Source organism: Bradyrhizobium sp. HKCCYLS2038 (genome assembly GCF_051167655.1).
Lineage (GTDB): Bacteria > Pseudomonadota > Alphaproteobacteria > Rhizobiales > Xanthobacteraceae > Bradyrhizobium.
In genome coordinates, this window is the sequence record NZ_JBNPTM010000009.1 from 34699 (window position 1) to 61039 (window position 26341).

The 26341-nt window shown below is 65.8% G+C and carries 21 protein-coding genes; 3 read left to right on the forward strand and 18 right to left on the reverse strand.

What is annotated here, in order from left to right:
* Positions 1-30: 30 nt before the first annotated feature.
* Positions 31-1719, reverse strand: a complete 1689-nt coding sequence (locus tag ACQR1I_RS30585; RefSeq protein ID WP_434870120.1) for a glutamine--tRNA ligase/YqeY domain fusion protein — start codon at positions 1717-1719, stop codon at positions 31-33.
* A gap of 136 nt (positions 1720-1855) precedes the next feature.
* Between ACQR1I_RS30585 and gltX the strand changes: the two genes are divergently transcribed.
* From gltX to ACQR1I_RS30600, 3 genes are all read left to right on the forward strand, one after another.
* Entirely contained in the window at positions 1856-3280 is a 1425-nt protein-coding gene (gene gltX / locus ACQR1I_RS30590) for a glutamate--tRNA ligase (RefSeq protein WP_434870119.1), read from the forward strand.
* A 314-nt stretch (positions 3281-3594) separates the two neighbouring features.
* Positions 3595-4899 (forward strand): citrate synthase, encoded by a 1305-nt coding sequence (gene gltA, locus ACQR1I_RS30595; RefSeq protein ID WP_434870118.1) that lies wholly within the window; start codon positions 3595-3597, stop codon positions 4897-4899.
* A gap of 443 nt (positions 4900-5342) precedes the next feature.
* Entirely contained in the window at positions 5343-6020 is a 678-nt protein-coding gene (locus tag ACQR1I_RS30600) for a phosphatase PAP2 family protein (protein WP_434870117.1), read from the forward strand.
* 95 nt (positions 6021-6115) lie between these two features.
* Here ACQR1I_RS30600 and lpxB read toward each other — a convergent pair whose 3' ends face one another.
* From lpxB to ACQR1I_RS30685, 17 genes are all read right to left on the reverse strand, one after another.
* Positions 6116-7312: a lipid-A-disaccharide synthase gene (lpxB, locus tag ACQR1I_RS30605; protein WP_434870116.1), complete on the reverse strand. Its 1197-nt coding sequence runs from the start codon at positions 7310-7312 to the stop codon at positions 6116-6118.
* Positions 7309-8166, reverse strand: a complete 858-nt coding sequence (locus tag ACQR1I_RS30610) for an LpxI family protein (protein WP_434870115.1) — start codon at positions 8164-8166, stop codon at positions 7309-7311. Before ACQR1I_RS30610 ends, lpxB begins: the two co-directional genes overlap by 4 nt.
* A 5-nt stretch (positions 8167-8171) precedes the next feature.
* Positions 8172-8987 carry an acyl-ACP--UDP-N-acetylglucosamine O-acyltransferase gene (gene lpxA, locus ACQR1I_RS30615; RefSeq protein WP_434870114.1) on the reverse strand — a complete coding sequence of 272 codons (816 nt, stop codon included), beginning with the start codon at positions 8985-8987 and terminating at the stop codon, positions 8172-8174.
* Positions 8988-9017: 30 nt separating this feature from the next.
* A complete protein-coding gene (gene fabZ, locus ACQR1I_RS30620) occupies positions 9018-9476 on the reverse strand; it encodes a 3-hydroxyacyl-ACP dehydratase FabZ (RefSeq protein ID WP_434870113.1) in 459 nt (152 codons plus the stop codon).
* The gene (lpxD, locus tag ACQR1I_RS30625) at positions 9476-10543 is read right to left on the reverse strand and encodes a UDP-3-O-(3-hydroxymyristoyl)glucosamine N-acyltransferase (protein ID WP_434870112.1); all 1068 of its coding nucleotides are present in this window, start codon (positions 10541-10543) and stop codon (positions 9476-9478) included. Before lpxD ends, fabZ begins: the two co-directional genes overlap by 1 nt.
* Before the next feature lie 135 nt (positions 10544-10678).
* Positions 10679-13237, reverse strand: a complete 2559-nt coding sequence (bamA, locus tag ACQR1I_RS30630) for an outer membrane protein assembly factor BamA (protein ID WP_434870111.1) — start codon at positions 13235-13237, stop codon at positions 10679-10681.
* Between the two features lie 172 nt (positions 13238-13409).
* Positions 13410-14561 carry an RIP metalloprotease RseP gene (gene rseP / locus ACQR1I_RS30635; RefSeq protein WP_434870110.1) on the reverse strand — a complete coding sequence of 384 codons (1152 nt, stop codon included), beginning with the start codon at positions 14559-14561 and terminating at the stop codon, positions 13410-13412.
* A gap of 39 nt (positions 14562-14600) precedes the next feature.
* Positions 14601-15824: a 1-deoxy-D-xylulose-5-phosphate reductoisomerase gene (gene dxr, locus ACQR1I_RS30640; protein ID WP_434870109.1), complete on the reverse strand. Its 1224-nt coding sequence runs from the start codon at positions 15822-15824 to the stop codon at positions 14601-14603.
* Between the two features lie 39 nt (positions 15825-15863).
* Positions 15864-16721 (reverse strand): phosphatidate cytidylyltransferase, encoded by an 858-nt coding sequence (locus ACQR1I_RS30645; RefSeq protein WP_434870108.1) that lies wholly within the window; start codon positions 16719-16721, stop codon positions 15864-15866.
* A complete protein-coding gene (locus tag ACQR1I_RS30650) occupies positions 16718-17476 on the reverse strand; it encodes an isoprenyl transferase (protein ID WP_434870107.1) in 759 nt (252 codons plus the stop codon). The genes ACQR1I_RS30645 and ACQR1I_RS30650 overlap by 4 nt, the downstream gene beginning before the upstream one ends.
* Before the next feature lie 12 nt (positions 17477-17488).
* The gene (gene frr / locus ACQR1I_RS30655) at positions 17489-18052 is read right to left on the reverse strand and encodes a ribosome recycling factor (protein ID WP_315799731.1); all 564 of its coding nucleotides are present in this window, start codon (positions 18050-18052) and stop codon (positions 17489-17491) included.
* 158 nt (positions 18053-18210) lie between these two features.
* Positions 18211-18927, reverse strand: a complete 717-nt coding sequence (gene pyrH / locus ACQR1I_RS30660; RefSeq protein ID WP_434870106.1) for a UMP kinase — start codon at positions 18925-18927, stop codon at positions 18211-18213.
* Positions 18928-19001: 74 nt separating this feature from the next.
* Positions 19002-19925 carry a translation elongation factor Ts gene (gene tsf, locus ACQR1I_RS30665; RefSeq protein ID WP_434870105.1) on the reverse strand — a complete coding sequence of 308 codons (924 nt, stop codon included), beginning with the start codon at positions 19923-19925 and terminating at the stop codon, positions 19002-19004.
* A 129-nt stretch (positions 19926-20054) separates the two neighbouring features.
* Entirely contained in the window at positions 20055-21038 is a 984-nt protein-coding gene (locus tag ACQR1I_RS30670) for a 30S ribosomal protein S2 (protein WP_434870104.1), read from the reverse strand.
* A gap of 423 nt (positions 21039-21461) precedes the next feature.
* Positions 21462-22424 carry an FHA domain-containing protein gene (locus ACQR1I_RS30675; RefSeq protein ID WP_434870103.1) on the reverse strand — a complete coding sequence of 321 codons (963 nt, stop codon included), beginning with the start codon at positions 22422-22424 and terminating at the stop codon, positions 21462-21464.
* A complete protein-coding gene (locus tag ACQR1I_RS30680; protein WP_434888859.1) occupies positions 22421-23686 on the reverse strand; it encodes a S1C family serine protease in 1266 nt (421 codons plus the stop codon). Before ACQR1I_RS30680 ends, ACQR1I_RS30675 begins: the two co-directional genes overlap by 4 nt.
* Before the next feature lie 253 nt (positions 23687-23939).
* Positions 23940-26300, reverse strand: a complete 2361-nt coding sequence (locus tag ACQR1I_RS30685) for a caspase family protein (protein ID WP_434870102.1) — start codon at positions 26298-26300, stop codon at positions 23940-23942.
* Between the last annotated feature and the right edge of the window lie 41 nt (positions 26301-26341).

A 26341-nucleotide genomic window follows, 5' to 3' on the forward strand; every position in this document is an offset into this window, starting at 1 on the left:
CGAGGCGGCACGGGCCCTTCTTCATTTTGTTCACCCCTTCGCGACTTCCTTCGCGAAGGTGTCGCGCAGGCCGATGGTGCGGTTGAATACGAGCCTGTCCGGCGTCGAGTCCGCATCGCGCACGAAGTAGCCCTGGCGCTCGAACTGCATCGGTTCGGTCGAATTGCTCTCGGCGATCGAAGGCTCGATGCGCGCGTCGGTCAGCACCTCCAACGAGTTCGGGTTGAGGTCGGCGGTGAAGTCGGCCGCGTTCGGACTCGGATTGGCGAACAGCTGATTGTAGATGCGGATTTCGGCTGTGCGTGACTGTGCCGCCGGCAGCCAATGCATCGTCGCCTTGACCTTGCGTCCGTCAGGCGCGTTGCCGCCCTTGGTCGCGGGGTCATAGGTGCAGCGCAGCTCGACGATCTCGCCGGCATCGTTCTTGATCACCTCGCGGCACTTGATGAAGTAGGCGTAGCGAAGCCGCACCTCGTTGCCGGGCGACAGGCGGAAGAACTTCTTCGGCGGGTTCTCCATGAAGTCGTCCTGCTCGATGTAGAGCTCGCGGCCAAAGGCGATCTTGCGCGTGCCGGCGGAGGGATCGTCGGGATGGTTGATCGCCTCGAGCTCCTCGACCTGGCCTTCCGGATAATTCTCGATCACCACCTTCAGCGGCCGCAGCACCGCCATGCGGCGCTGGGCCGTACGGTTCAGTTCCTCGCGGATGCAGAATTCGAGCATGCCGACATCGACGATGCTGTTGGCTTTCGCGATGCCGATGCGCTTGATGAATTCGCGTACCGCCGCCGGCGGCACTCCGCGGCGCTTCAAGCCCGCCACCGTCGGCATGCGCGGATCGTTCCAGCCGGAGACGTGGCCGTCCTGCACGAGCCGCGTCAGCACGCGCTTCGACAGCAGCGTGTAGGTCAGGTTGAGGCGAGCGAACTCGTACTGGTGCGGATGCGACGGCACCGGCAGCTTGTCGAGGAACCAGTCGTAGAGCGGCCGGTGATCCTCGAACTCCAGCGTACAGATCGAGTGCGTGATGCCTTCGATCGCGTCCGACTGGCCGTGGGCGTAGTCATAGCTCGGATAGATCTTCCAGGTGTCGCCGGTGCGCGGGTGATGGGCGTGCAGGATCCGGTACAGCACGGGGTCGCGCAAATTGATGTTGCCGGCGGCCATGTCGATCTTGGCGCGCAGCACGCGCGCGCCGTTGGGGAATTCACCGGCCTTCATGCGTCGGAACAGGTCGAGATTTTCCTCCACCGAACGGTCGCGGAACGGGCTGTTCTTGCCGGGCTCGGTGAGCGTGCCGCGCGACAGCCGGATCTCCTCCTGCGTCTGGTCATCGACATAGGCGAGCCCGGCCTTGATCAGGCCTTCTGCCCAGTCGTAGAGCCGCTGGAAATAATCCGAGGCATAGAACAGGTTGTCGCCCCAGTCGTAGCCGAGCCAGCGCACGTCGGCCTGGATGGAATCGATGTATTCCTGCTCTTCCCTGGTCGGGTTGGTGTCGTCGAAGCGCAGATGGCAGCGGCCGCCGAACTCCTGGGCAATGCCGAAGTTGAGGCCGATCGACTTGGCATGGCCGATATGCAGGTAGCCGTTCGGCTCCGGCGGGAACCGGGTCACGATCGTCTTGTGCTTGCCGCTGTCGAGATCGGCCTGGACGATGTCGCGGATGAAGTCGCGCCCTGCCTCTGCCGTCGCCGCCGTATCTGTCGTCGTGGTCATCAAGAATATCCTGCTCCGGAATTTGCCAGCCTATCTGCCAAATCCGCCTCCCCCAAGGAAGGCTTTAGTTATGCGATAGGCCTGCTATACACCCCCCGCCCTTCATAGCCCTTGCCTGGATTTCGTGCTGCCGCCCATGACCTCCCCGATCGTCACGCGCTTTGCCCCCTCCCCGACCGGCTTTCTCCACATCGGAGGCGCCCGGACGGCCCTGTTCAACTGGCTGTATGCGCGCGGCCGCGGCGGCAAGATGCTGCTCCGGATCGAGGACACCGACCGCGAGCGCTCGACCGATGCGGCCATCACAGCCATCCTCGACGGGCTGAAATGGCTCGAGCTCGATTGGGACGGCGACGTCATCTACCAATATAGCCGCGCCGCGCGGCATCGCGAGGTCGCCGAGCAGTTGCTCGCCAGCGGCATGGCGTATCGCTGCTATGCCACGGCCGAGGAGCTGGCCGCGATGCGCGAGAAGGCGCGCGCGGAGGGCCGCACCCGGCTGTACGACGGCCTATGGCGCGACCGCGATCCGAAGGAGGCGCCCGAGGGCGTCAAGCCGACCATCCGGCTGCGCGCCCCTCTGACCGGCGAGACCGTGATCGAGGACCAGGTGCAGGGCCGCGTGGTCTGGCAGAACGAGAACCTCGACGATCTCGTTCTGCTGCGAGGCGATGGCAATCCGACCTACATGCTGGCCGTGGTCGTCGACGACCACGACATGGGCGTCACCCACGTCATCCGCGGCGACGACCATCTGATCAACGCCGCGCGCCAGAAGCAGATCTACGATGCGCTGGGATGGTCGGTGCCGTCGATGTCGCACATCCCGTTGATTCACGGACCCGACGGATCGAAGCTGTCCAAGCGCCACGGCGCGCTCGGCGTCGATGCCTACCGCGCCATGGGCTATCTACCGTCGGCGCTGCGCAATTACCTGGTGCGGCTCGGCTGGAGCCATGGTGACCAGGAGATCTTCTCGACCGAGGAGATGATCAAGGCGTTCGACCTGCCCGCGATCGGCCGCTCGGCGGCGCGGTTCGACTTCGCCAAGCTGGAAAACCTCAACGGCCACACCATCCGTCACAGCGACGATGCCACCTTGGCGCGCCAGTTCGAGGATGTGCTGAACTACGTGCCGAACGGCGCAGCGTTGAAGGCCAAGCTCAACGACGCCACCCGCGCCCAGCTCACCCAGGCGATGCCGAGCCTGAAGGAGCGCGCCAAGACGCTGCTAGAGCTGATCGACGGCGCCGCCTTCATCTTCGCCGACCGGCCGCTGCCGATCGACGCCAAGGCGGCCGCCCTGCTGACGCCGGACAGCCGTGCCCTGATCGGCCGGCTGCACGACGCTCTTGCCGCGGTCGAGCCGTGGAGCGGCCCGGCCACGGAAGCCGCGCTGCGTGCGTTTGCCGACGCCAACAATCTCAAGCTGGGTGCCGTCGCCCAGCCGCTGCGCGCGGCGCTCACCGGACGGACCACCTCGCCCGGCATTTTCGACGTCCTGGCGATCCTCGGTCGTGACGAATCCCTCGGCCGGCTCAAGGACCAGGCCACCTCATAAGGTCTGATACCGCCCATCTTGCAGCGCACAGGGCAATACGATACGCATTTTGTGCGCCACAGCTGGTGCCCCCGGCTTTGACATTCACGACACGTTGCGGCGGGCTCGTTTACGGATGTCAGGGGCTGAAGGACACTAGTAAGTATAAGATTCCAGTACGGTTTCGGATTTGACGGTCGCTTAAGGTGTTCGCAGCAAGGTTCGATGCGAAGTGACGCGAATGTCAAAGCCGCCGCACTAGATAAAGTCCACCCGCCCTGCCATCTCTCGCAAAGAACAAGGGCCAAGCCTAACGATCGCATCGGGGACAAACGATGGACGCCAAATCCGCAAGCAAGACCGCGACCCTCACCGTCGGCAACAAGAATTTCGATCTTCCGATCCTGAGCGGCACGGTGGGCCCCGACGTCATCGACATCGGCAAGCTCTACGCCCAGGCCGGGATGTTCACCTATGACCCCGGCTTTACCTCCACCGGCAGCTGCCAGTCCAAGATCACCTATATCGACGGCGACGCCGGCGTCCTGGAATACCGCGGCTACCCGATCGAGCAGCTTGCCGAGAAGGGCGACTTCCTGGAGACCTGCTACCTCCTGCTGTACGGGGAGCTCCCGACCAAGGCGCAGAAGCAGGATTTCGACCATCGCGTGACCCATCACACGATGGTGCACGAGCAGATGGCCCGGTTCTTCCAGGGCTTCCGCCGCGATGCCCATCCGATGGCGGTCATGGTGGCCTCGGTCGGCGCGCTGGCTGCGTTCTACCACGACTCCACCGACATCAACGATCCGAAGCAGCGGATGATTGCTTCGATGCGGATGATCGCGAAGATCCCGACGCTCGCGGCGATGGCCTATAAATATTCGGTCGGCCAGCCCTTCGTGTACCCGAAGAACTCGCTGTCGTTCGCCGGCAACTTCCTCAACATGTGCTTCGCGGTGCCGTGCGAGGACTACAAGATCAACCCGGTGCTCGCCGACGCGCTCGACAAGATCTTCATCCTGCACGCCGACCACGAGCAGAACGCCTCGACCTCGACGGTGCGCATCGCCGGCTCCTCGGGCGCCAACCCGTTCGCCTGCATCGCCGCCGGCATCGCCTGCCTGTGGGGTCCGGCGCATGGCGGCGCCAACGAAGCGGCGCTGAACATGCTGGCCGAGATCGGCACGGTCGACAAGATTCCCGAGTTCATCGCCAAGGTGAAGGACAAGAACAGCGAAGTCCGCCTGATGGGCTTCGGCCATCGCGTCTACAAGAACTACGATCCGCGCGCCAAGATCATGCAGAAGATGTGTCACGCGGTGCTGAAGGAGACCGGCCACGGCGACGACCAGATGCTGAAGGTCGCGATGGAGCTGGAGAAGATCGCGCTCAGCGACCAGTACTTCATCGATCGCAAGCTGTATCCGAACGTGGACTTCTATTCGGGCATCACGCTGAAGGCGATGGGCTTCCCGGTCTCGATGTTCACCGTGCTGTTCGCGGTCGCCCGCACCGTCGGCTGGATCAGCCAGTGGAGCGAGATGATCGAGGATCCGCAGCAGAAGATCGGCCGTCCGCGCCAGCTCTACACCGGCGTGACCACGCGCCAGTACGTCGACCTCGACAAGCGCGGCTGATCGCAGCAGCACGAAATCAATCACGAAAGGCCCGTCCGCGCTGGACGGGCCTTTTGCTTTGCGCTTGGATATTCTTGCGCCGAATCTTGAGGAACGCTCGGCTTCGTAGGGTGGGCAAAGCGGCCGCCGAAAGGCGGCAGCGTGCCCACCGTCGATCAGCGAACCAATCAGCAAGACGGTCGGCACGACGCCATTGCGATCTCGCTGATGGATGCAGCATGCCCGCGTCTTTGCCCACCCTACGGCACCATCGTCTGGAAAGAGCGCCTTCGATGTCGACGCTACCCGAACGAGGCTGCAGACCCATTCACACGCGCGATGCCGCTCCGACCGGGCCACGCGCCCCGCTGGGTTAACCACGATCGGATGTTGTGCTTGCTGCCCATTGCCGCAGTTTGCGAGGGATGGCTGTCCAGCGTTTACATTTTGGCTTGGCTAAGGAGATGACCGGCAGTTTGGATCAGGACCTGTTACTTGGGCTGAACGCGCTCGCTGGAACGCATGCCGGCTTCTATGAGCTTGCGACCAATTCCCTGTTCAGAGGCGTCCCGATATTCGGCTCGCTCGTCGCGCTGTGGTTCGTCGACGATTGTGCGAGGCGCCGGAGTCGAATGCTGGCAGGACTGTTCGGAGTCTGCCTGGCGACGGTGCTGTCCGTCTGGGTCCAATTCCACGTCTTCATCCACACGCGTCCTCTTCTGGATCCAGCACTGCATTTGAACACCGTCGCCGTCCCCTGGAGCTGGGACCGCCAGAGCTCGTTTCCAAGCGATACCGCGACGCTGTTCTTCGGCCTTGCGACGGTGGTGTTCATCGAGAATAGATTCGCTGGATGGCTCTGCTTCCTTTGGGCGACCGTCGTCGTTGCGCTATCCAGGGTGGCCTTTGCGTTTCACTATCCAAGCGATGTCGCCGGCTCGCTGGTTCTGGGCGTGGCATTCGTCGTGCTTTTCACCAAGCCTCCGTATCCGCGCGTCGTGATCGAACGGATCCTCGTTGCGCTCGGCAACCGCATGTACCTCGTGCACGCATTCCTTTTCGTCTTTTTGGCCGAAGCCTCGAATCTGTTCTTGAGCTTGGAACAGCTCGGAAAAGATCTCGTGCGAATGGTGCACTCTTAGAGCTTCGAGCCGTGAAGCGCCGGCCGGCTGCGACTTGAGTAGCGACACACGATACAAGTCCCGATTTCGCCCACCTTGCAGCTGAGGCCAACTCATCAGGACACGTCCCGATGTCCCCCGCGCATCGTCACCAGCACGATGTCGGCGGCGCGCACGCTGGGCGGGACGCCGCCGGTCGACATGATGTCATCGAGCCGGTTGAACGCCGCGACCTGGCGGGTGCGGATCGGCCCGTCGCCGAGAACATCGAGCAGCGCCGGCGCGAGATTGTCGGCGGTGCAGGCCTCCTGCAGGAATTCCGGAATCACGTTCTCGCCGATCACGAGATTGGCAAGGATCACGGAGGACACCTTGACGACGCGCCGCAGGATGAAGGCCTCGACCTCGCCGACGCGATAGGCGGTGACCATCGGCACGCCGGAGATCGCGAGCTCGAGCGTCACGGTACCGGACTTGGCGAACGCGGCATGGGCGCTCCGGAAGGCGGCGCGCTTCTCGGCCTCTCCGGTGACGATGACGGGCACCACCGGCCAGTTCGCCACCCCTGCCCTGACGGCGGGTTCGAGATGCGGCGTGGTCGGCAGCACGGCCTCGAAGGCGATGCCCTGCGCCTGCAGGCGGCCCAGCGTCTCACCGAACACCGCCATGTGGCGTGCGATCTCGCTGCGGCGGCTGCCCGGCAGCACCAGCAGCACCGGCGGCTTGGCGTCGCGACGCGCCTGCTCGGCCGGGTTCGGCCGCAGGCTCGCAAGCTGCTCGATCAGAGGATGGCCGACATAGGTGCAGGGCGGCCCGCCCAGCCGGCGAAATGCGTCAGGCTCGAATGGCAGCAGGCCGAGGACGTGATCGATGTAGCCGCGCATCGTCCTGGCGCGGCCCGGCCGCCACGCCCACACGGTCGGCGCGACGTAGTTCACGATCGGGATGGCGGGATCGCGGGCGCGAACCCGCTTGGCGACGCGCTGGGTGAAGTCGGGGCTGTCGATGATGACGAGCACGTCGGGCTGGCTGGCGATGACGGCGTCCACTGTGCCGCGGAGCAGGCGCAGGATCTTCGGCAGCTGCTTCAACACCGCGGTGAAGCCCATGATCGAGAGCTCCTCGATCGGAAACAGCGAGGCGAGGCCCTCGCCGATCATGCCGCGTCCGCCGACGCCGGAGAATTCGACGCCATCACCGAGCCGCTGGCGCAGCACCTTCATCAGGCTGGCGCCGATGCGATCGCCGGACTCCTCGGTCGCGACCAGGCAGATCCTGCGGATGGCTGGGCCGGCCGGTGGTCGCGCCGTCACGCAGCAACGCCCGTGATGAACACCCCGGCGCGATCGGCTGCCGAGACCGTCTCCTGCGGGTCGGCCAGCAACGTATGCGCCGCAGCGACGGCGACGCCGGCGAGACCCGCGGCCGCAACCCCTTCGATGGTGCGCGGGCCGATGGTGGGCAGGTCGTAGCGGAGGTCCTGGCCGGCCTTGGGCGCCTTCACCAGCACGCCTCGTCCGGCCGCGGCCCGGATGCGGCGATCGGCACGCAGCCGCGCCACGCGGGCGAGGAGCCCATCGGTGCCTTCGATATCCTCGAGCGCCACGACATGACCGTCGATCACGACGACCGCCTGCCCGACATCGAACGGGGCCATCGCGCGCAGCACGGCCATCCCCTTGGCGATGTCGCCGGTCAGCAGATCGTTGGGCCAGCTGCGCGTCAGCCGCCCTTCGGGAACGAGCAGGTTGGGCGCGACGTCCTTGACCCCGAGCATGCGGAAGCCGTGGCGTTCGAAGATGCGCCCGATGCCCGACAGCAGATGATCGTCACCGCCGCGGAACGCCGACCAGATGTAGGGCAGCTCGCGCAGCGTCCCCCAGTCGAACCGGATCTCCGACACGGCGGGACGAACCAGGTTGCCGATGAACAGCAGATCACGGCAGCCCTCGGTCTTGAGCAGCTTGAGCGCATTGCCGAGCTGCCCGAGGCCGATCCAGTGATGGCGGAACCGTTCTACCTGCCTGGGATCGCAGATGCCCTTCAGCGCGAACAGCAGCGGGGTCTGGCCGCGCGCGACGATCTCAGCGGCCACCGCAAAGGGCAACACGCCACCGGCGGCGATGATGCCGACAGGCGGGGGCGTCTCGGTAGCGGGTCCGCCCATGACCGTCAGAACTCGGCAGCAGGCGCGGATCGGCCGATCTCCGGCAGACACAGCGCGCGATGACGGCCACCGTCGATGAAGGCCAGGATCTCGGCGATCGCCGGATCCTCGCCCGCGAGCGGCCGCACGGCTGCCAGGCGATCGGCAAACACGCCGGGGCCATGGAACAGCTTCTGATAGAACGCCCGCACGGCGGCGAGCCGCTCGCGGGTGAACTTGCGGCGCTTCATGCCGATGACATTGAGGCCTTCCAGCGCGGCATACTGGCCGTTGACGAGACCATACGGGATGATATCGCCGCGCACGCCGCAGACGCCTCCGACCATGACGCCATGGCCGATGCGCGTGAACTGATGCACCGCAGACAGGCCGCCGATGTAGACGGCATCGCCGACCTCGACATGACCGCCCAGCGTCGCCGACGTCGCGAAGATCACGTTGTTGCCGACCACGCAGTCATGGGCGACATGGGCGTTGTTCATGAAGAACCCGCCGTCGCCGACCCTGGTGAGGCCGCCGCCCTTGGTGGTGCCGATGTTCATCGTCACGCCTTCGCGGAAGGTGCAGCCAGAGCCGATCTCGAGCCGATGCGGCTCGCCGCGATAACTGAGATCCTGTGGCGCGCCGCCGAGCACGACGAAGGGCGAGATCACGTTGTTGTCGCCGATCGTTGTGTGGCCCATGATCTGGACGTGACTGATCAGTGTGCAATTGGCCCCGATCACGACGTTGGGGCCGATCATGCAGAACGGCCCGATGACGGTGCCGTCGCCGATAATGGCGCCATCCTCGACGCGGGCGGTGGGATCGATCTTACTCATCTCGACGCAATCAACTCTCTGCCAGCAACGTCAGTCGGTCAGCATCGCGCCGACATCGGCCTCGGCGACAACCACGCCGTCGACCTTGGCGTCCCCATGGAACCACCACATCGCCTTGCGCCGGCCGATCGAGCGCATGTGGTACTCGATGGTCTGGCCAGGCAGCACCGGCTTGCGGAACTTGCACTTGTCGATGGTTAGGAAATACACCGCGCGCGGCTTTTCGGTGCCCTCGACCGACTTGATGCCGATCACGCCGGCGGTCTGCGCCATGCCTTCGATCATCAGCACGCCCGGATAGACCGGCCGCTCCGGGAAGTGGCCCTGGAAGCACGGCTCCCCGATCGAGACGTTCTTGACGCCGATGCCGCTGTAATCAGCGCGAATGTTCTTCACCCGGTCGATCAGGAGAAACGGGTAACGGTGCGGAAGCGTCTTGAGAATCTCGTTGACGTCGATGTCCGCAAACCTGATGGGTGACTCCTCCATCACTCCTGTCCTTCGTTCTTGTTCGCTGCCGCTTGATCACGCGCCAGCCGTTCCACCGCAAAGATCTCGCGAAACCACTGCTTGGTCGGCTTGGCGAACAACCCGCCCCACCGTCCATTCGGCGGGATGTCGTCCTTGACGCCGCTCATCGCGGTCACCTGCGCGCCGTCGCCGATGGTGACGTGGTTGTTGATGCCGACCTTGGCCCCGAGCGCGACGTTGTCGCCGATCGTGAGGCTTCCTGCCAGTCCGATCTGCGCCGCCAGCAGGCAATGCCGTCCGATCGTGACATTGTGGCCGATCTGGACCTGATTGTCGATTTTGGTGCCCTCGCCGATGACAGTGTCGCGCAGGCTGCCACGGTCGATCGTGGTGCCGGCGCCGACCTCGACGTGGTTCTGGATCAGCACCCGCCCGGTCTGCGGCACCTTGGTGTGCCCGTTCGCTCCGAAGAAGATGAAGCCATAGCCGTCCTGGCCGATGCTGCAGGCCGGATGGATCAGCACGTCGTTGCCGATCAGGGCGCATTGAATGACGGTACGGGCGCCGACGTTGCAGTCGCGCCCGATCTTGACGTGCGGACCGATCACGGCGCCGGCGCCGACGATGGTCCCTGCCCCGATCTCGACATGGGCGCCGATCACCGCCAGAGGCTCGACGATGACGCCATCCTCGAGCCGCGCGGTGGGATCGATGATCGCCTGCGGCGAGATCCCGTCACAGCCGAACCAGGATAACGGGCGCAGCGAGTCGGCGTGCATCTCGCGCGCCAGCTGCACGAAGGCACGAAACGGCTGGTTGGCCCTGACGATTGCGACGTGGGCCGGCACCCGGGCCTCGAAGCGCGGGCTGACCAGACAAGCGCCGGCCTTGGTGCGCGTCAGCTGGTCGGCGTATTTGAGGTTGTCGAAGAAGGCCAGGTGCATCGGGCCGGCCTCATCGAGCGCAGCCAATCCCTTGATCACCTGCTCGCCGCGCGAGGGATCGACCAGCGTGGCCTTCACGGCCGCCGCGATCGCAGCCAGCGTCGTCGTCGGAGGGGACTGGAAGAAGGTCGGCTGAGCCATTCCGCTGTACTCTCAGGACAAAAGTACTCTCAGGACAAAAAGTCAGAGCCCGGCTCCGGTCTCCCGGAACCGAGCTCCCATCTCTTACACCGGTGCGGCGGCTCTACGCCAATCCGGTTTTGGACGATCCAAGGCTTAGAACGAGGTGCCGCCGCCGAACCGGAATTCCTGCGTCCGGTCGAACTGGCCCTTGGTGAGCGGGATCGCGTAGTCGAAGCGCAGCGGACCGAACGGCGACGCCCACACCAGACCCACGCCCACCGAACTGCGAACCGTGTTCTGGTCATTGAACTGCAGGCCGAGACAGGTGCCGGCACTGGCAGGCGTCGTACCGGTTGCGCGCTTCGGCGGGGTACAGCCAGGGGCATTCGTCTCACCCGTCAGCGCCCAACCCGTCGTTCCCTGGTAACCCCACAGGCCGCCGGCGTCGGCGTAAACGGCACCCTTCAGGCCCACTTCCTTGGGCAGGAACCAGAACGGCATCTGCAGTTCGAGAGAGGCGCCCCAGTACTTGGTGCCGCCCAGAGCGTCCTGCGTGCCGAACGGATTGATGTCACGCGGACCAATGCCGTTCGGTGCGAAGCCGCGAACCAGGTTCGGACCCATCTGGAAGTGATCGAGCATGCGCAGTTGCGTATTGCCGATCTTGTTCAGGATGCCGCCCTGAAGGTGGACGATGCTGACGATGTCCGACACCAGCGGGGTGAAGTACTTCGCGTCGAACGCCGACTTCAGATACGACACGTCGCCGCCAACACCCGCGAAGTCCTGCTTGAAGTCGACGAGCAGACCGTCGGTCGGGTTCTTGTTGTTGTCGAGCGTGTTGTAGTTCAGCGTGTAGCCGAGCGACGAGGTCAGCGTGGCGCCCTTCGCCAGCTCCTGGCGAACCGGCAGCGAAGCCTCGCCGTCGGAGAAGCACCCGAGGCCGCCGGTCGCCGCAGAGATCGCCTGAGCGGCGGCATTGCCCGGGTTGGCATTGATGAAAGCGGGCGTCGGGTTGAAGGGCAACGTGCTGCCGCCACCGCCATTGTTACAGTTCGACAGCGTCGTCGGCAGCTGGATCTCCTGGCGGTAGAGCGAGTAGCGCACCTGCAGGGACAGATCCTCGCGCAGCTGGAAGCCGAGCCGCGGGCTGAAGCCGATCGTCTTGGTGCCGTAGGAGATGAAGTTGTTGGCGAGCTGCTGGCGCTGATAGAGATCGAGACCGAGCGCGACGCGGTAGTCGAGCAGATAGGGCTCGACGAAGGACAACGAATAGCCGCGCGCGAACTGGCCGTAGGTCACCGACGCCTTGGCAAACAAGCCGCGACCGAGGAAGTTGCGCTCGGAGATCGAAACCTCGGCCAGCGCACCGTCGGTGGTCGAATAGCCGCCCGAGACCGAGAAGTCGCCGGTCGACTTCTCTTCCAGGGAGACGACCAGGATGACGCGGTCGCTCGACGAGCCCGGCTCGGTCGTGATCTTAACGTCCTTGAAGAAGTCGAGGTTCTTCAGGCGGCGCTCGGCACGATCGACCAGGGCGCGATTGTAGGCGTCGCCCTCGGAGATGTCGAACTCGCGGCGGATGACGTAATCGCGGGTCCGGGTGTTGCCGCGAATGTTGATGCGCTCGATGTAGGTGCGCGGACCCTCGTCGACGGCGAACACGACGGACACCGTGTGCGCGTCGAAATTGCGGTCACCGCGCGGACGGACCACCGCGAACGCGTAGCCGCGCCGCGAAGCCTCGATCTGCATCTCCTCGACCGACTTCTCGAGGCTCTCGACGTTGTACAGCGAGCCGACGTTCACGCGGGAGAACGAGCGCAGCGAATTGGCGTCGAGCGTCGCAATCGAGGACTGGAAGTCGACGGAACCGACCCGGTATTGCTGGCCTTCCTCGATCTTGAAGGTGACCAGGAAGCCCTTGCGCTCGGGATCATATTCGGTGAGCGCCGCGACGACCTGGACGTCGGCATAGCCGTTCTTCAGGTAGAACCGGCGGATGAGGTCGCGATCGGCCTCGACCCGGTCCGGATCGTAGACGTCGCCGGAGCCGAGGAAGCTCAGCAGATTGGTCTCGTGGGTCTTGATCACGTCCTTCAGACGATAGGACGAGTATGCGTTGTTGCCGACGAAATCGATCGACTTCACGCCGGTCTTGACGCCTTCCTCGATCGTGAAGATCAGGTCGACGCGGTTGTTCGGCTGTTCGATGAATTCCGGCGTGACGCGAACGTCATAGCGACCCGAACGGCGATAGATCTCGGCGATGCGCTGCGCGTCGGACTGCACCATCGGCTTCGACAGCGTGCCGCGCGGCTTGGACTGCACCTCGGTGGAAAGCTGCTCGTCCTTGACCTTCTTGTTGCCCTCGAACGCGACGCGGCCGATGACCGGGTTCTCGACGACGGTCACGACCAGACGCGCGCCCTGGCGGTTGATCTTCACGTCGGAGAACAGGCCGGTCTCGATCAGCGCCTTGAGGCCGTCATCGATACGGCCGGCATCCAGCGTGCCGCCCGGGCCGGGCTTGAAATAGGAGCGGATGGTTTCCACTTCGACGCGGCGGTTGCCCACCACTTCGATCGCGTTGACCGACTGCGCAGCAGCTGGCGACGACAGAACCACATTCGCCAGCGGCAGAGCCACCGGAACGGCGAACATGATAGAGGCGGCCAGCAAGCCCCCCCGCACCCGCAATCCGAACTTCATGCGCTATGCGCCCTTATTCCGATGCCGGTTTGGTACCCCTACCGAACCGACAGATTCCCATTTGTCGTTCGCTTGTAGCCAATTTGAACCCTATGGCAAACGCCGGATGTCTCCGAATTTCCAAATTCGTTTCAAAACGTTGCCTATCGGCCACGTCGTAAAAATGCCTCGTTCAAGAGCCGGCGAGATGAAGGATGTCGTTATAGGTGGCGAACACCATCAGCATCAGGACCAGCCCGAGCCCAATTCGGAACCCCATCTCCTGCGCGCGCTCCGACAATGGGCGGCCGCGGACCGCCTCAACCCCGTAAAACAACAGGTGTCCGCCGTCGAGCAGCGGAACCGGGAACAGGTTCAGGAGCCCGATCGACACCGACAGCGTCGCACAGAGCTGCACAACGAATTGGAAACCCAGGCTCGCAGCCTGTCCCGAAAGTTGTGCGATTCGGATCGGTCCGCCGACGTCACCGGCGCTCCCGGCACCCGCGAACAGCGATGCAATGAACTTGAAAGTTGTGGCGATGATGAACCAGACCTGCTCGAAGCCGATCTTGATCGATTCGAAGAAACCCACCGGGATCGAGCGCGATTCGTCCGGCTTGGCGTTGTACTGGATGCCCAACACACCGATTCGGTGGCTGTTGCCGAACAGGTCCTTGACCTCCTTCAGCGCCGGCGTCGCCTTCAGCGTGAGTTCCGTGCCCTCACGCTTGATCAGAAACGACAATTCGGTGCCGGCGCTGACCGAGACGATGCGCTGCATATCGGCGAAGGTCTCGATCGCCCGGCCGTCGATGGCCGAGATCACGTCACCACTCTTGAAGCCCGCCGCGGCTGCGACGCTGTCCGGCTGAACCGCATCGACCCGGGGGGTCGTGTTCGGCTTGCCGAAATACAGCGCCATACCCGCAAAGATGATGACGGCGAGGATGAAATTGGCGATCGGGCCGGCGGCCACGATGGCGGCGCGCTGGCTGACCGTCTTGTGATGGAAGCTGTCGGCCCGCTCCTCGGCGGTCATCTTGGCGAGCGCCTCGGCCGACGGGGTCGACGCCTCGGACTCGTCACCGAAGAATTTCACATAGCCGCCGAGCGGGATCGCCGAGATCTTCCAGCGGGTGTTGTGGCGGTCGTTGAAACCGATCAATTCCGGACCAAATCCGAGCGAAAACGTTAGGACCTTCACGCCGGCCCAGCGCGCGACCAGGAAGTGGCCGAGCTCGTGGAAGAAGACGACGATCGTCAGCACGAACAGGAACGGGACGATGGTGCCGAGCAGGCCGCTGCTCAACGTATTGAAAATGTGGTGGAAAAATTCGGACATCCCATAACCTTCCCGCGAGCCGGCGGCTCGCTCAACCCTCTAAGATGCTTTTGCGGCGATTTGAGGCAAGAGGCTAGCCGCCCTTTTTCGCGCATCATGGTCAATGGCGATGGCATCGTCCGCCGAGCCAAGAGGTGCTTGACTACCTGATCTGGCCCAATGCTCGAGCGTCGCCTCGACGAGGCGGGCAATGGCGCCGAAGCGGATCTGGCCGCCGATGAACGCCGCCACCGCGACCTCGTTGGCCGCGTTGAACACCGTCGTGGCGCCATGGCCGGCCCGAAGCGAATCGTAGGCCAGCCTCAACCCCGGGAACCGCTCAAAGTCGGGCGCCTCAAACGTCAAGGTGCCGATCTTGGCGAGGTCGAGCCGCGCCGACGGTCCCTTGATGCGCTCCGGCCAGCCGAGGCAGTGGGCGATCGGGATGCGCATGTCGGGCGCGCCGAGCTGGGCCACGACGGAGCGGTCCGAGAACTCGACCATGCCGTGGACGATCGACTGCGGGTGCACCAGCACGTCGATCTCGTCCGGGCTGAGCGCGAACAAATACGACGCCTCGATCACCTCGAGGCCCTTGTTCATCATCGAGGCCGAATCGATCGTGATCTTTTGCCCCATGCTCCAGTTCGGATGCTTGAGCGCCTGCGCGAGCGTCGCCTGCTCGATGTCCTTCGCCGCCCATGTGCGGAACGGACCGCCTGACGCGGTGATGATGACCCGCACCAGTTCCTCGCGATTGCCCGAAGACAGCGCCTGGAACAGCGCGTTGTGCTCGGAATCGGCCGGCAGGATGCAGGCGTTGGCCTGGGCGGCCCGCTGCATGAAGAAATCGCCGGCACAGACCAGGCATTCCTTGTTGGCGAGCGCCACCGTCGCGCCGCGGTCGACCGCCGCCAGCGCCGGCTTCAGGCCGGCAGCACCGGATACGGCGGCCATGACCCAGTCGGCGGGACGTGCGCCCGCCTCGATGATGGCGCTCTCCCCGGCCCCGCATTCGATTCCGGTGCCGGCGAGTGCCTCGCGCAACTCGCCAAGGCGAGCCGGATCGGCCACCGCCACGAACCTGGGATTGAACTCGCGCGCGAGCTTGGCGAGCCCCTCGATGTTGCTGTTGCCGGTCAGCGCCTCGACCCGGTAGCGCTCAGGCGCGCCGCGCAACAGGTCCATGGTCGAATCGCCAATCGAGCCGGTGGCGCCGAGCACGGTGATGCTGCGCACCTCCCCCGCCCCGGCCTTGTTGTTCCGCAATGGCACTGCGCTCATGTTTTCACCAAACAATCTCGACCGGTCGGCAAGTGCCGGTCACCAAACCAGAAGACCGCGGCCGACCCCGTCGAGGCCGCCGCGCAGCAAACCCACGATGGCCGCAAGCGCGATCGCCGCGACATAGCCGTCCAGGCGGTCCAGTAGGCCGCCATGACCGGGAATGATGTGACCTGAGTCCTTGACGCCGAACCGCCGCTTGACGGCGGATTCGGCGAGGTCACCCAGCTGCGACACCACAGAGAGCACCGCCGCCACCGCCAGCATGACGACGAGACCACCGGCACCGGCGAGCGACCATCCCGCTGAGACCGCGAGGCTGGCGGCGAAGCCGCCGATCGCGCCGGCCCAGGTCTTGTTCGGGCTGATCCGCGGCGCGAGCTTGGGCCCGCCGATGCCACGACCCGCGACATAGCCGCCGATGTCGCTCGCCCACACCACCAGAAACACCAGCACGAGCGCGCGCCATCCCTCGGACGCATCGAAGCGCACCAGCACGGAGGCGAGCTCGGCGGCCGCCGCATAGACGAATCCGGTCGCGCTCCACAGGCGGCGGCCGGCCGCAAGGATCGTGACCAGCACGAGCCCGAGAGCGAGCACGACAAAAGCGACGTTGATCAGGCCGAACGCACAGCAGATGCCGGCGAGCGTAATCGCCAACGCGCCAACCGTGCCCACGCTCGTGGTGCGGACCTCGCCCACCACCATCAGCCATTCGAGATAGAGGCCAACCGCGACCAGCGTCACCAGCGCGGTCCAGAATGCGCCGCCGGCATAGGCAGCGCCCAGCGCCAGTGGCACCAGCACGAGCGCGGCGGCAATCCGCAACAGCAGATTGCTTGGCCCGGCCTTCCTCGGCGGCGCGGATGCGACGGCTGCGGTCTCGCGCTTGCTCACGATGCGGTTTTCGCCACGAGGCCGCCGAAGCGCCGCTCGCGCCGGCTGAACTCGGCAATCGCGCCTTCGAGCGCGGCCTTGTCGAAGTCGGGCCAATGCTGGGGCACGAACACCAGCTCGCTATAGGCCGCCTGCCACATCAGGAAGTTCGACAGCCGCTGCTCACCACTGGTGCGGATGATGAGATCGGGATCGGGAATGTCGGGCGCATCGAGATAGCTCCCGATGGCGTCGGCATCGATCGAGGCCGGATCGCGCCGTCCCTCGGCCACCTCGCGCGCCAGACGCTGTGCCGCACGTGCGATCTCCTGGCGCGAGCCGTAATTGAAGGCGACCACCAGCGTGAGCCTGGTGTTGCCGCGGGTCAGTTCTTCGGCCTCGCTCAGCAGCGCGCAGATGTCGGGCTCGAGCCCCTCGCGCTCGCCGATCACCCGCACGCGCACACCGTCACGATGCAGGGTCGCGAGATCGTTGCGGATGAAGCGGCGCAACAGGCCGAACAGATCACCGATCTCGCTCGCCGGTCGCGACCAGTTTTCCGACGAGAACGAGAAGATGGTGAGATAGCGGATGCCCAGCTCATGCGACGCTCGCACGACGCGGCGCAACGCCTCGACGCCGCGGCGATGACCTTCCGCGCGCGGCAGCCCGCGCGCCGCAGCCCAGCGGCCGTTGCCATCCATGATGATGGCAACATGGGCCGGCGCGTCGGACCGGTCCGGCGCCTCCGTCACGGGGGCCGCGGCATTGGACATGAAAAGCATCCTTCAGACGGTGAGGATTTCCTTTTCCTTCGCCGCCAGCAGCTGGTCGATCTCCGAGATCACGCTGTCCGTCGCCTTCTGCACGTCGCCGGCGAAGCGCTCCTGATCGTCCTCGGACATCTCGTGATTCTTCTCGAGCTTCTTGAGCGTGTCGAGCCCGTCGCGGCGGACGTGACGCACCGCGACGCGGGCAGCTTCCGCGTATTTGTGCGCGACCTTGACCAGCTCCTTGCGGCGCTCCTGGTTGAGCTCGGGGATGCGCAAGCGGATCACCTGGCCTTCGGTCGCCGGCGACAGGCCGAGATTGGAATCGACGATCGCCTTCTCGACGGCCTTGACCATCGAGCGGTCCCACACCTGCACCGAGAGCAGCCGCGGCTCCGGCACAGAGACCGTGGCGAGCTGGTTGAGCGGCATGTGCGAGCCATAGGCCTCGACCTGGACCGGCTCGACCATCGAGGCCGAGGCGCGGCCGGTGCGCAGGCCGCCGAGCTCGTGCTTCAGCGCCTGCGTCGCGCCCTGCATGCGGCGCTTCAGCTCGTTGAGGTCGAAATTGCCCGTGCTCATCACGCTTTCCTTTCCTGCAACCCGGGGCTCTGCGGCCGGTTCTGCCGGACCCTGACGGGCTGGCGGCCGGACTCACGCGACTCCCCGATGAATTCCTGTCTCGCTTACGCTTCTACCGTAGGCTGGAGACCCGTCCAACACCGGCCAGCCGCGGGGACCTACCCCGCGACGATCGTACCGCGCCCGGCGCCCTGCAGCATCGCAACGATCGATCCGGGTTCGGCAATTGAGAAGACAATGATAGGCAGCGACGCTTCCCGGGCAAGGGCGAAAGCGGTCGCGTCCATGACCTTGTAGCCGCCCTCGATCGCCTGCGAATGGGTCAGCCGGTCGAAGCGCTTGGCGGCCGGATCCTTCTTCGGATCGGCACTGTACACGCCGTCGACATTGGTGGCCTTCAGCACCGCCTGGGCGCCAATTTCAGCGGCCCGCAACACCGCCGTCGTATCGGTCGTGAAATACGGATTGCCGGTGCCGCCGCCGAGCACCACGATACGGCCTTCGGCGAGCGACTTGTGCGCCGCAGCGCGCGTGAACAGCTCGCAGACCTGCGGCATCACGAAGGCCGACAGAGCCACCGCCGGCGCTGCCTTGCGCTGCAAGGCCGCCTCCAGGGCCAGGCTGTTCATGACCGTGGCCAGCATGCCCATGGTGTCGCCGGTCGCGCGCGAGACACCTTGCGACGACACCTCGACGCCGCGCACCATGTTGCCACCGCCGACGACGACGGCGATCTCGATGCCAAGCTTCTGGGCCGCGATGAGGTCGTCGGCGATGCGATCGACGGTCGGCTGGTCGATGCCGAAGGAATGCGGGCCCGCGAGATACTCGCCGGACAACTTGACCACGACGCGACGATAGACCGGCTCAGCCATGTGCCAATGCTCTCCTATCCCGCGCGTTGAGATCCGGCGCGAAGACCGCGCCGGATCGTGACCGTTCCCAGTCGTTACTTCTTGCCGCTGGCGGCGGCGACTTCGGCGGCGAAGTCGGTCTCTTCCTTCTCGATGCCCTCACCGAGCGCGTAGCGCACGAAACCGGCCACCTTGATCGGACCGCCGACCTTGCCCTCGGCTTCCTTCAGCGCCTGCGCGACCGACTTGCCGCTGTCGTGGATGAAGGCCTGCTCGAGCAGGGTGACTTCCTTGTAGTAGGTCTTCAGGCCGGACTCGACGATCTTCTCGATCACGTTCTCCGGCTTGCCCTGCTGACGATACTTGTCGGCGAGCACGTCCTTCTCGCGCTTGACGATCTCCGGATCGAGACCGGCGGCATCGATCGCCTGCGGATTGGCGGCTGCGACATGCATCGCGAGCTGACGGCCGAGCACCGCGAGCTCGTCGGTCTTGCCCGGCGACTCCAGCGCCACGATGACGCCAAGCTTGCCGGCACCCTCGATGACCGCGCCATGGACGTAGCTCGCCACCACGCCCTCGCTCACTTCGAGCGCGGCCGCGCGGCGCAGCGACTGATTCTCACCGATGGTCGCGATCGAATCGGCAATCGCGGCCTCGACCGTGATGCTGCCGACCTTGGCGGCCTTGATCTTCTCGACATCGGCGCCGACGTCGAGCGCGACCTGGGCGATCATCTTGACCAGCCCCTGGAAGTGCTCGTTGCGCGCAACGAAGTCGGTTTCCGAGTTGACCTCGACGACAACGCCCTTCTTGCCCGCGGTCAGCGCGCCGATCAGGCCCTCGGCCGCGACGCGGCCGGCCTTCTTGGCAGCCTTCGACAGGCCCTTCTTGCGCAGCCAATCCTGCGCCGCCTGCATGTCGCCACCGGTCTCGGTGAGCGCGGCCTTGCAATCCATCATGCCCGCGCCGGTCGACTCGCGCAGGTCCTTCACCATCGCTGCGGTGATATTCGCCATTGTTGAACGTCCTTTTGCCTGTCCAAAGCGCGACGCAGCGGATGGCTCATCGCCGTCCGCTGCCAGGAAACACCCATCTCAGTCGCGATGGCCGGCGTGCGACGCCGGCCAGATTCGTGTCGTGTCGTCTTAGGCGTCGGCGAGCGACTTGGCCTGAGCTACCCAGGCATCCGCACGGCTCGGCAGACCGACTTCTTCGCCGATCTTGTGCGCCGTGTCGTGATTGAGCTCGGCGAGCTGCCAGTAGTGGAAGATGCCGAGGTCGTTGAGCTTCTTCTCGATCGCACCGGACACGCCGGTGAGCTTCTTGAGATCGTCGGCGGTGCCGCGCGGACCAGGCAACCCCTGGAAGGCGGACGCGGCCGGAAGATCTTCCTCGAGCGGAGCCGCCGAGGCGCCGATGTCGACGCCGAGATCACCCTGCGCACGCGAGATGCCATCGATGGCGGCACGCGCGATCAGGTCGCAATAAATCGAGATGGCGCGGCCGGCGTCATCGTTGCCGGGGACCACGTAGGTGATGCCCTTCGGATCGCAGTTGGTGTCGACGATCGCGGCGACCGGAATGTTGAGGCGCTGAGCCTCCTGGATCGCGATGTCTTCCTTGTTCGTGTCGATCACGAAGATCAAGTCGGGCAGACCGCCCATGTCCTTGATGCCGCCGAGCGAGCGATCGAGCTTGTCGCGCTCGCGCTGCAGGGTCAGGCGCTCCTTCTTGGTGTAGGAGTTCGCCTCGCCGGAGGACAGCACCTCATCGAGGTGACGCAGGCGCTTGATCGACGCCGAGATCGTCTTCCAGTTGGTCAGCGTGCCGCCGAGCCAACGCGAATTGACGAAGTACTGCGCGCAGCGCTTGGCGGCGTCGGCGACGTTGTCCTGAGCCTGGCGCTTGGTGCCGACGAACAGGATGCGGCCGCCCTTGGCGACAGTATCGCTGACGGCCTGCAGCGCCGTGTGCAGCAGCGGCACGGTCTGGGCGAGGTCGATGATGTGGATGTTATTACGGGTCCCGAAAATGAAATCGGCCATTTTCGGATTCCAGCGGTGAGACTGGTGACCAAAGTGAACGCCAGCTTCGAGCAGCTGGCGCATAGTGAAGTCGGGCAGCGCCATTCTAATATTCTCCGGTTGATTCCTCCGGAAACGCGTGAGCAAAAACAGGCCGTTCGGCCCGGTTTGCCACCGGACGCCCTCTAGGAGAGCCAAGTTTCCGTGTGAGATGGCGCGCTATATAGCCGGATTTTGGCGCAACGCAAGGAAAATGGGCCCTATTCCGTCTCGAGCAGCTCCGCGAACGCAATTCCGGCGCTGGGCTCGTCCAGCGGCCAGATGTCGACCGGCCCCTGGTTGGGGTTGCTGGGACTCGCAACCGCCATCACCAAGGTCCGGTCAGGCCGCCGACGGGCGGACCGATCTTGCGCGAGACAGCCGCGTATTCCGTCCCTTCCTTACCCGTGGCGCATCTGGATACCATGAACGAGGCTACGACGGGAACTCGGGACCTTCGAACCTCAGGCCAAGAGACTCACGCTCTGCTCAGCGGTCCGCACCCGCTCCCCGCGCCTCGGCGCGATCGGCGTCGAGCTTGGCCTTCAGCCGGCTGACATCGTCGAACAGGGCCTCCTGGTTCCGCAGCGGGACAAGGCGCAGCGAGGGCGGCATGAGCAGGTGGCTGAGATTGGGCCGTCCGGAATTTGCGTAGGCTTCCGACCGCTGCAGCGTCTGCACCGCGATCGCTACGACCAGCAGGAGGCCGACAACGACGACCTTGGCGAGCAGATGCGTCCGCCCCACCTCGCGCAAATGCAGCAGGCACGCTGCCGCCAGGATGATCCAGGAAACGACGTAGCCGTAGGTGAAGACGGCCGTCCAGTTGAGCGCGAACGAGGCGATCTGCGCGAGCTCGCTATACAGCCAGAACACGACGAGCCCGGCCTCGGCGATCAGGAGATGCCGGAGGAAATGCGAGCGCCCTGAGAACAGCCGCGCGAGCAGCGCCCAGACACCCACCCAAGCCACGACGACCCCGATCATGGTCAGCGTCGGCACGAGATAGTCCGACAGATGCGGCTCTGAGACCTGTGCGAACCAGACCAGGATCGCATTCATCGCAAGCAGCACGGCGCCGAGCAGGACGGCGGCGACGACCGGGAGCGTGCTGCGCTCGGATCCCGCCAGCCGCTCCGGCTCGACGGCATGGGCGGCGTCGCGCACCCGCAGCAGCGTCTGGCCGATCCGGATCGGCTTGATGCCGTCGAGCACGAGTTGCGGCTTGCGGCTCTTGCTCCGGTCGAGAAACAGGCCGTTGGCGCTGCCGAGGTCCTCGGCAACGAGACGGCCTTCGCCGTCGCGGAAGATGCGGAGGTGTCGCGCGGCGACATAGGGATCATCGAGGATGACGTGGTTGTCGTAGCCGCGGCCGATGCTGATCTCGGTGGCGTCGACGCGGAAGCGGCCGGCGACGTCGCGATGCTTGGAGAGGATCTCGATCCAGATCATCGCGCGACCTGCAGCCGTTCGAGGAAGCTCTTGCCGATCCGCAATGCGTCGTCATAGGCGATCGCCTGCAGGCTGAGCCGCGACACCAGGGCTTCGTCGGGGTGATCCTGCGTCACCGCGACCAGCACCACGTCATAGAGCCCCTCGAACTCGCGATAGCCTTGCGCACACCACATGACGCGCAACGGCGGATGATCGGCTGCAGGCGTGACGCCGACGAAATCCTCGTGGCAATGCTGCGGCGTGTACCATTTGCGGAACGAGCCGCCCGTCGTGAGCCGCGGCTGCGCCAGCTGCGTCAGCGCGTTCGCGAACTGGAATTGATTGAGGTCGATGGACTTGGCGTAGGAGTGATTGACCTCAACGGTGCCGGTGTTGAGGTCGGAGGCGACATAGACGCTCGCATCGGCCTTGCAGCTGGTCGAATTGATGCTGGCGCGCGGCTTCGGCGAGGCGCTGGCGTTGGTGCTGGCCCAGCATTCGAACCACGCCGCACGGGTCTCCGGTGCCTGATAGGACCCGAACACGCGATCGCGAAAACCCTCGTCGCCGAGGGATTTGTACAGCGCGACGCGCCAGCTCGCGAGCTGCGCGATCACGTCCTTGCGCAGATCGCCGGCGGCCGGCCTGGCATCCTTGCCGCGTTCGAGAAGCGCCGCGGCGAAACGGGCCGGCACCAGGAAGCTGATCAGTTGTCCGCCACGGCGCGTGGCCACGTTGACGCCGACCACCTGCCCCTGCGCATTGACCGCAGGACCGCCGCTCATGCCGGGATTGAGCGCGCCGGTGAAGTGGATGTGATCGTTGTAGCTGTGCTCGACGAGGCCGTTATACGTGCCTTCGATGATGGTGAAGCCGAGATCGAGCGGATTGCCCAGCGAATAGAGCCGTTCGCCCTTGGGCAGGGCGCCGTCCAGCGCGGCCTTGTCGAACGCGAAGAACGGCGCATCCTGTTTGTCGACGCGAACCAGCGCGAGATCGTTGGGAAGATCGACCGCCAACAGCGTGACCGCGCCTTGGCTGCCGTCGGCCCCGGTATATTCGAGCCGATAGGTCTTCGGCTCCAGCGCGGCATCGGAGACCACGTGGTAGTTGGTGATCGCAAGTCCGTCGGCGGAGACCAGGAAGCCGGACCCGGTCGAGGTCTGGCGGCCGGCATCGGCAAGCAGCGTGCGGATTTGCAGCAGGCGCGGCGGTGCCGACGCGTAGACGGTGTCCGCGCCGGGCAGCGCCTGGGCTGCGGCCGGCGAGGTGAGACCCATCACGGCGGCGCAACAGACGGCAGTGATGGCGGCGCATCGCCACACCAGCGCGCGCAAGGATCCAACGCGCAACAGTCCAAGACGCAACAGTCCAAGACGCAAGGATCCGATCAACGCAACCACTGATGCCCCCGCAAAACGTCGTCGGCTGCCGACGTCCTGCGCCCCACGATGGATCAGTCCGGCGGTCCGGCCAATATCGAAAACGAGCCGGCGTTGCAACCGCTGCGCCGCCAACGCGGCGCGCGCGGCATCAACAACGCGGAACGTTCGGCGGACACTTCTTGCCGGCCGCAGGTGGGGGCGCCGGCCGCGGCGGAGGCGGCGGCGCAGGCCTCGCCATTGGCGGCGGGGGCGGTGGCGGCCGCGCCACGGCGGCCATCGGCGGCGGGGCCGGTCGTGCCATCGGCGGCGGCGGACTGGGACGCGCCATCTGCGGCGGAGGGCTCGGGCGCGCCATTTGCGGCGGCGGCGCCGGCCGTGCCATCGGCGGCGGGCCAGGCGGACGCATCATCGGCGGCGGAGGCGCTGGCCGGGGCGGAGCGGCACGGGCCACGGGCGCAGACGGCGCTCGCGGCGGCGGCGCACTGAACCGCGGTGGCGGCGGTTCACGACGCTGGATCGGCGGCGGGGCGGCCTGCTGCATACGCCTCGCGTCAGGACCGCGCGGTCCAGCCGATGGCGGCTCCGTGCGTCGCGTTGCCGATGGAGGCAGCGCGGCCGCGCCAGGCGGGGTGCGGTTCGCCTGCGGGCCCGACAACGGCCGTCGCGACGGCGGGCCCACCGCCTGGTTGGCCGGCGCCGGGCCCGGCGCGGGTGATGGCGAGGCCGTCAGCGGCGCGCGCGGGTTCGGCGAGTTGGCCGATGGTGGAACCGGTGGCGCACCGCGGCCCGGCACCGGCAGCGCGTTCGCAGCCGGCGGCCCACCCGCGCCTGAGCCCGGCCGGCCCACCTGCGGCGGGGGACCGCCGACCGCGGGATTTCCGAGCGGACCACGTCCTCCCGGCGGAACGCCTGCGCCGGGCAGCGGCGCCTTGCCCTGCTGGATCAAAGTGGCGCGCTGCATGGCGGCGGGCGGCAACGCCGGAGTCGCTACGACGGCCGGCGATGTCGCAGGAGCCGGTCCGGTTGGCAGCGGACCCCCTCCTCCCGGCCCGGCGGGCGCAGGACGGTTGATCACGGTGTTGATGACCGTCGTATTGTGGATGTTCTGATAGATGATGTTGTTCGGCGGCGGCACCACGATCGCCGGCGGCCGGACATAGACCGGGATCGGCACGAACACCGGCCGCGGCAGGATAAAGACGCCGACCGGCGCGTAGGGCGGCGCCAGGTCGATGAACTCGGGCGGCGGCGGCGGCAGCACGTAGACCGGCGGCGGCGGGGGCGGCACGAAGTCGAATTCGGGATCCGAGAACATCAGCACCGGACGCTCGACATAGGTGATCTCGTCGAGCGGCGGTGGCGGCACGTCATACTCGATCATCGCAAAGCTCGGCGGCGGCGCCAGCTGCGCCGACAACATCGACAGCCGGCGCCGGGCGTCCTCGGCATGCGCGCCGTACGGATAGCGTTTCAGATAGGACCAATAGGCTTCCGGGCTGTCGTTGCGATAGGTCCGGCGCCAAGTCAGCGCCTCACGACGTGCGGCTACGATGGCACGGACACGCCGCGCCAGCGGATCGCCCGGATAGGCGGCCATGAAGTCCTCGTAGCCTTGCAGGGTGTCGCGCTCGAGCGCGGCGGCATAGGCCTCCTGCACCGGCAGCTCGCGAATCGGCCGTGCGCGCAGCGCCGCGGTCTGCTCGGGCGAGGCCTGCGGCGCGGGCGCGTCCGGCGCACGCTCGAAGAAGGTGAAGGCGGCCTGGACCTTCTGCGCATCCCACGGCACCTGCGCGCCCTTGGTCTCCTCGTTGACGCGCAGCCGCAGCCGGTCGAACACCTCCGGCAGCGACAGACCGCCGGTGCGGATCATCTCCGCGAGCGAACGCGCATAGACGCCGTAGGCGCCGGTCTCGTTCGGCGCGATCGTGCCCGGCGCCGCATTGAAGGCGATCAGCATGTTGTTGTCGGGCTCGACCAGTGCCAGTCCGCCCGCGATCGTCGCGGCGTTGGCGATGAAGGGCTGCTGGCGCGCCGCGTCGACAACGACGACGCCCGCCTTCAGCGGGACCGCAGAGAGCTGGCGGACATAGTCGCTGAGACGCAATCCCTCGGTCGGGATGTCGACGTCGCCGGTGATGTTGGCGTCGACCGGGATGAAATAGTTCTCGCCGGCAAGCTGCATGCCATAGCCGGCGAGATAGACCATCGCGACGGTATCGCCATTCGACGACTGGGCCTTGTGAATGAAATCGCGAAAGCTCTTGCGCAGTGTGTCGGCATCGAGGTCGCGGGCACCCACCACGTCGAAGCCCGCAGCCTGCAGCGTCTGCGCGATCAGGCCGGCGTCGTTGGCGGCGGTGGCCAGCGGTCCCTTGGCATAGGCGCTGTTGCCGATCACGAGCGCGATGCGCTTTTCGGTTCCCGGCTGCTGCGCTGCGGCAGGATTGGCCAGAGCGGCCAGCGCCAGCAGGCAGAACGAGACACTCAAGATGATCTTGGCCGTGCGCATCACTTAGCCCTTTCAAGGCACCATCAACCGGATTCAGCGCG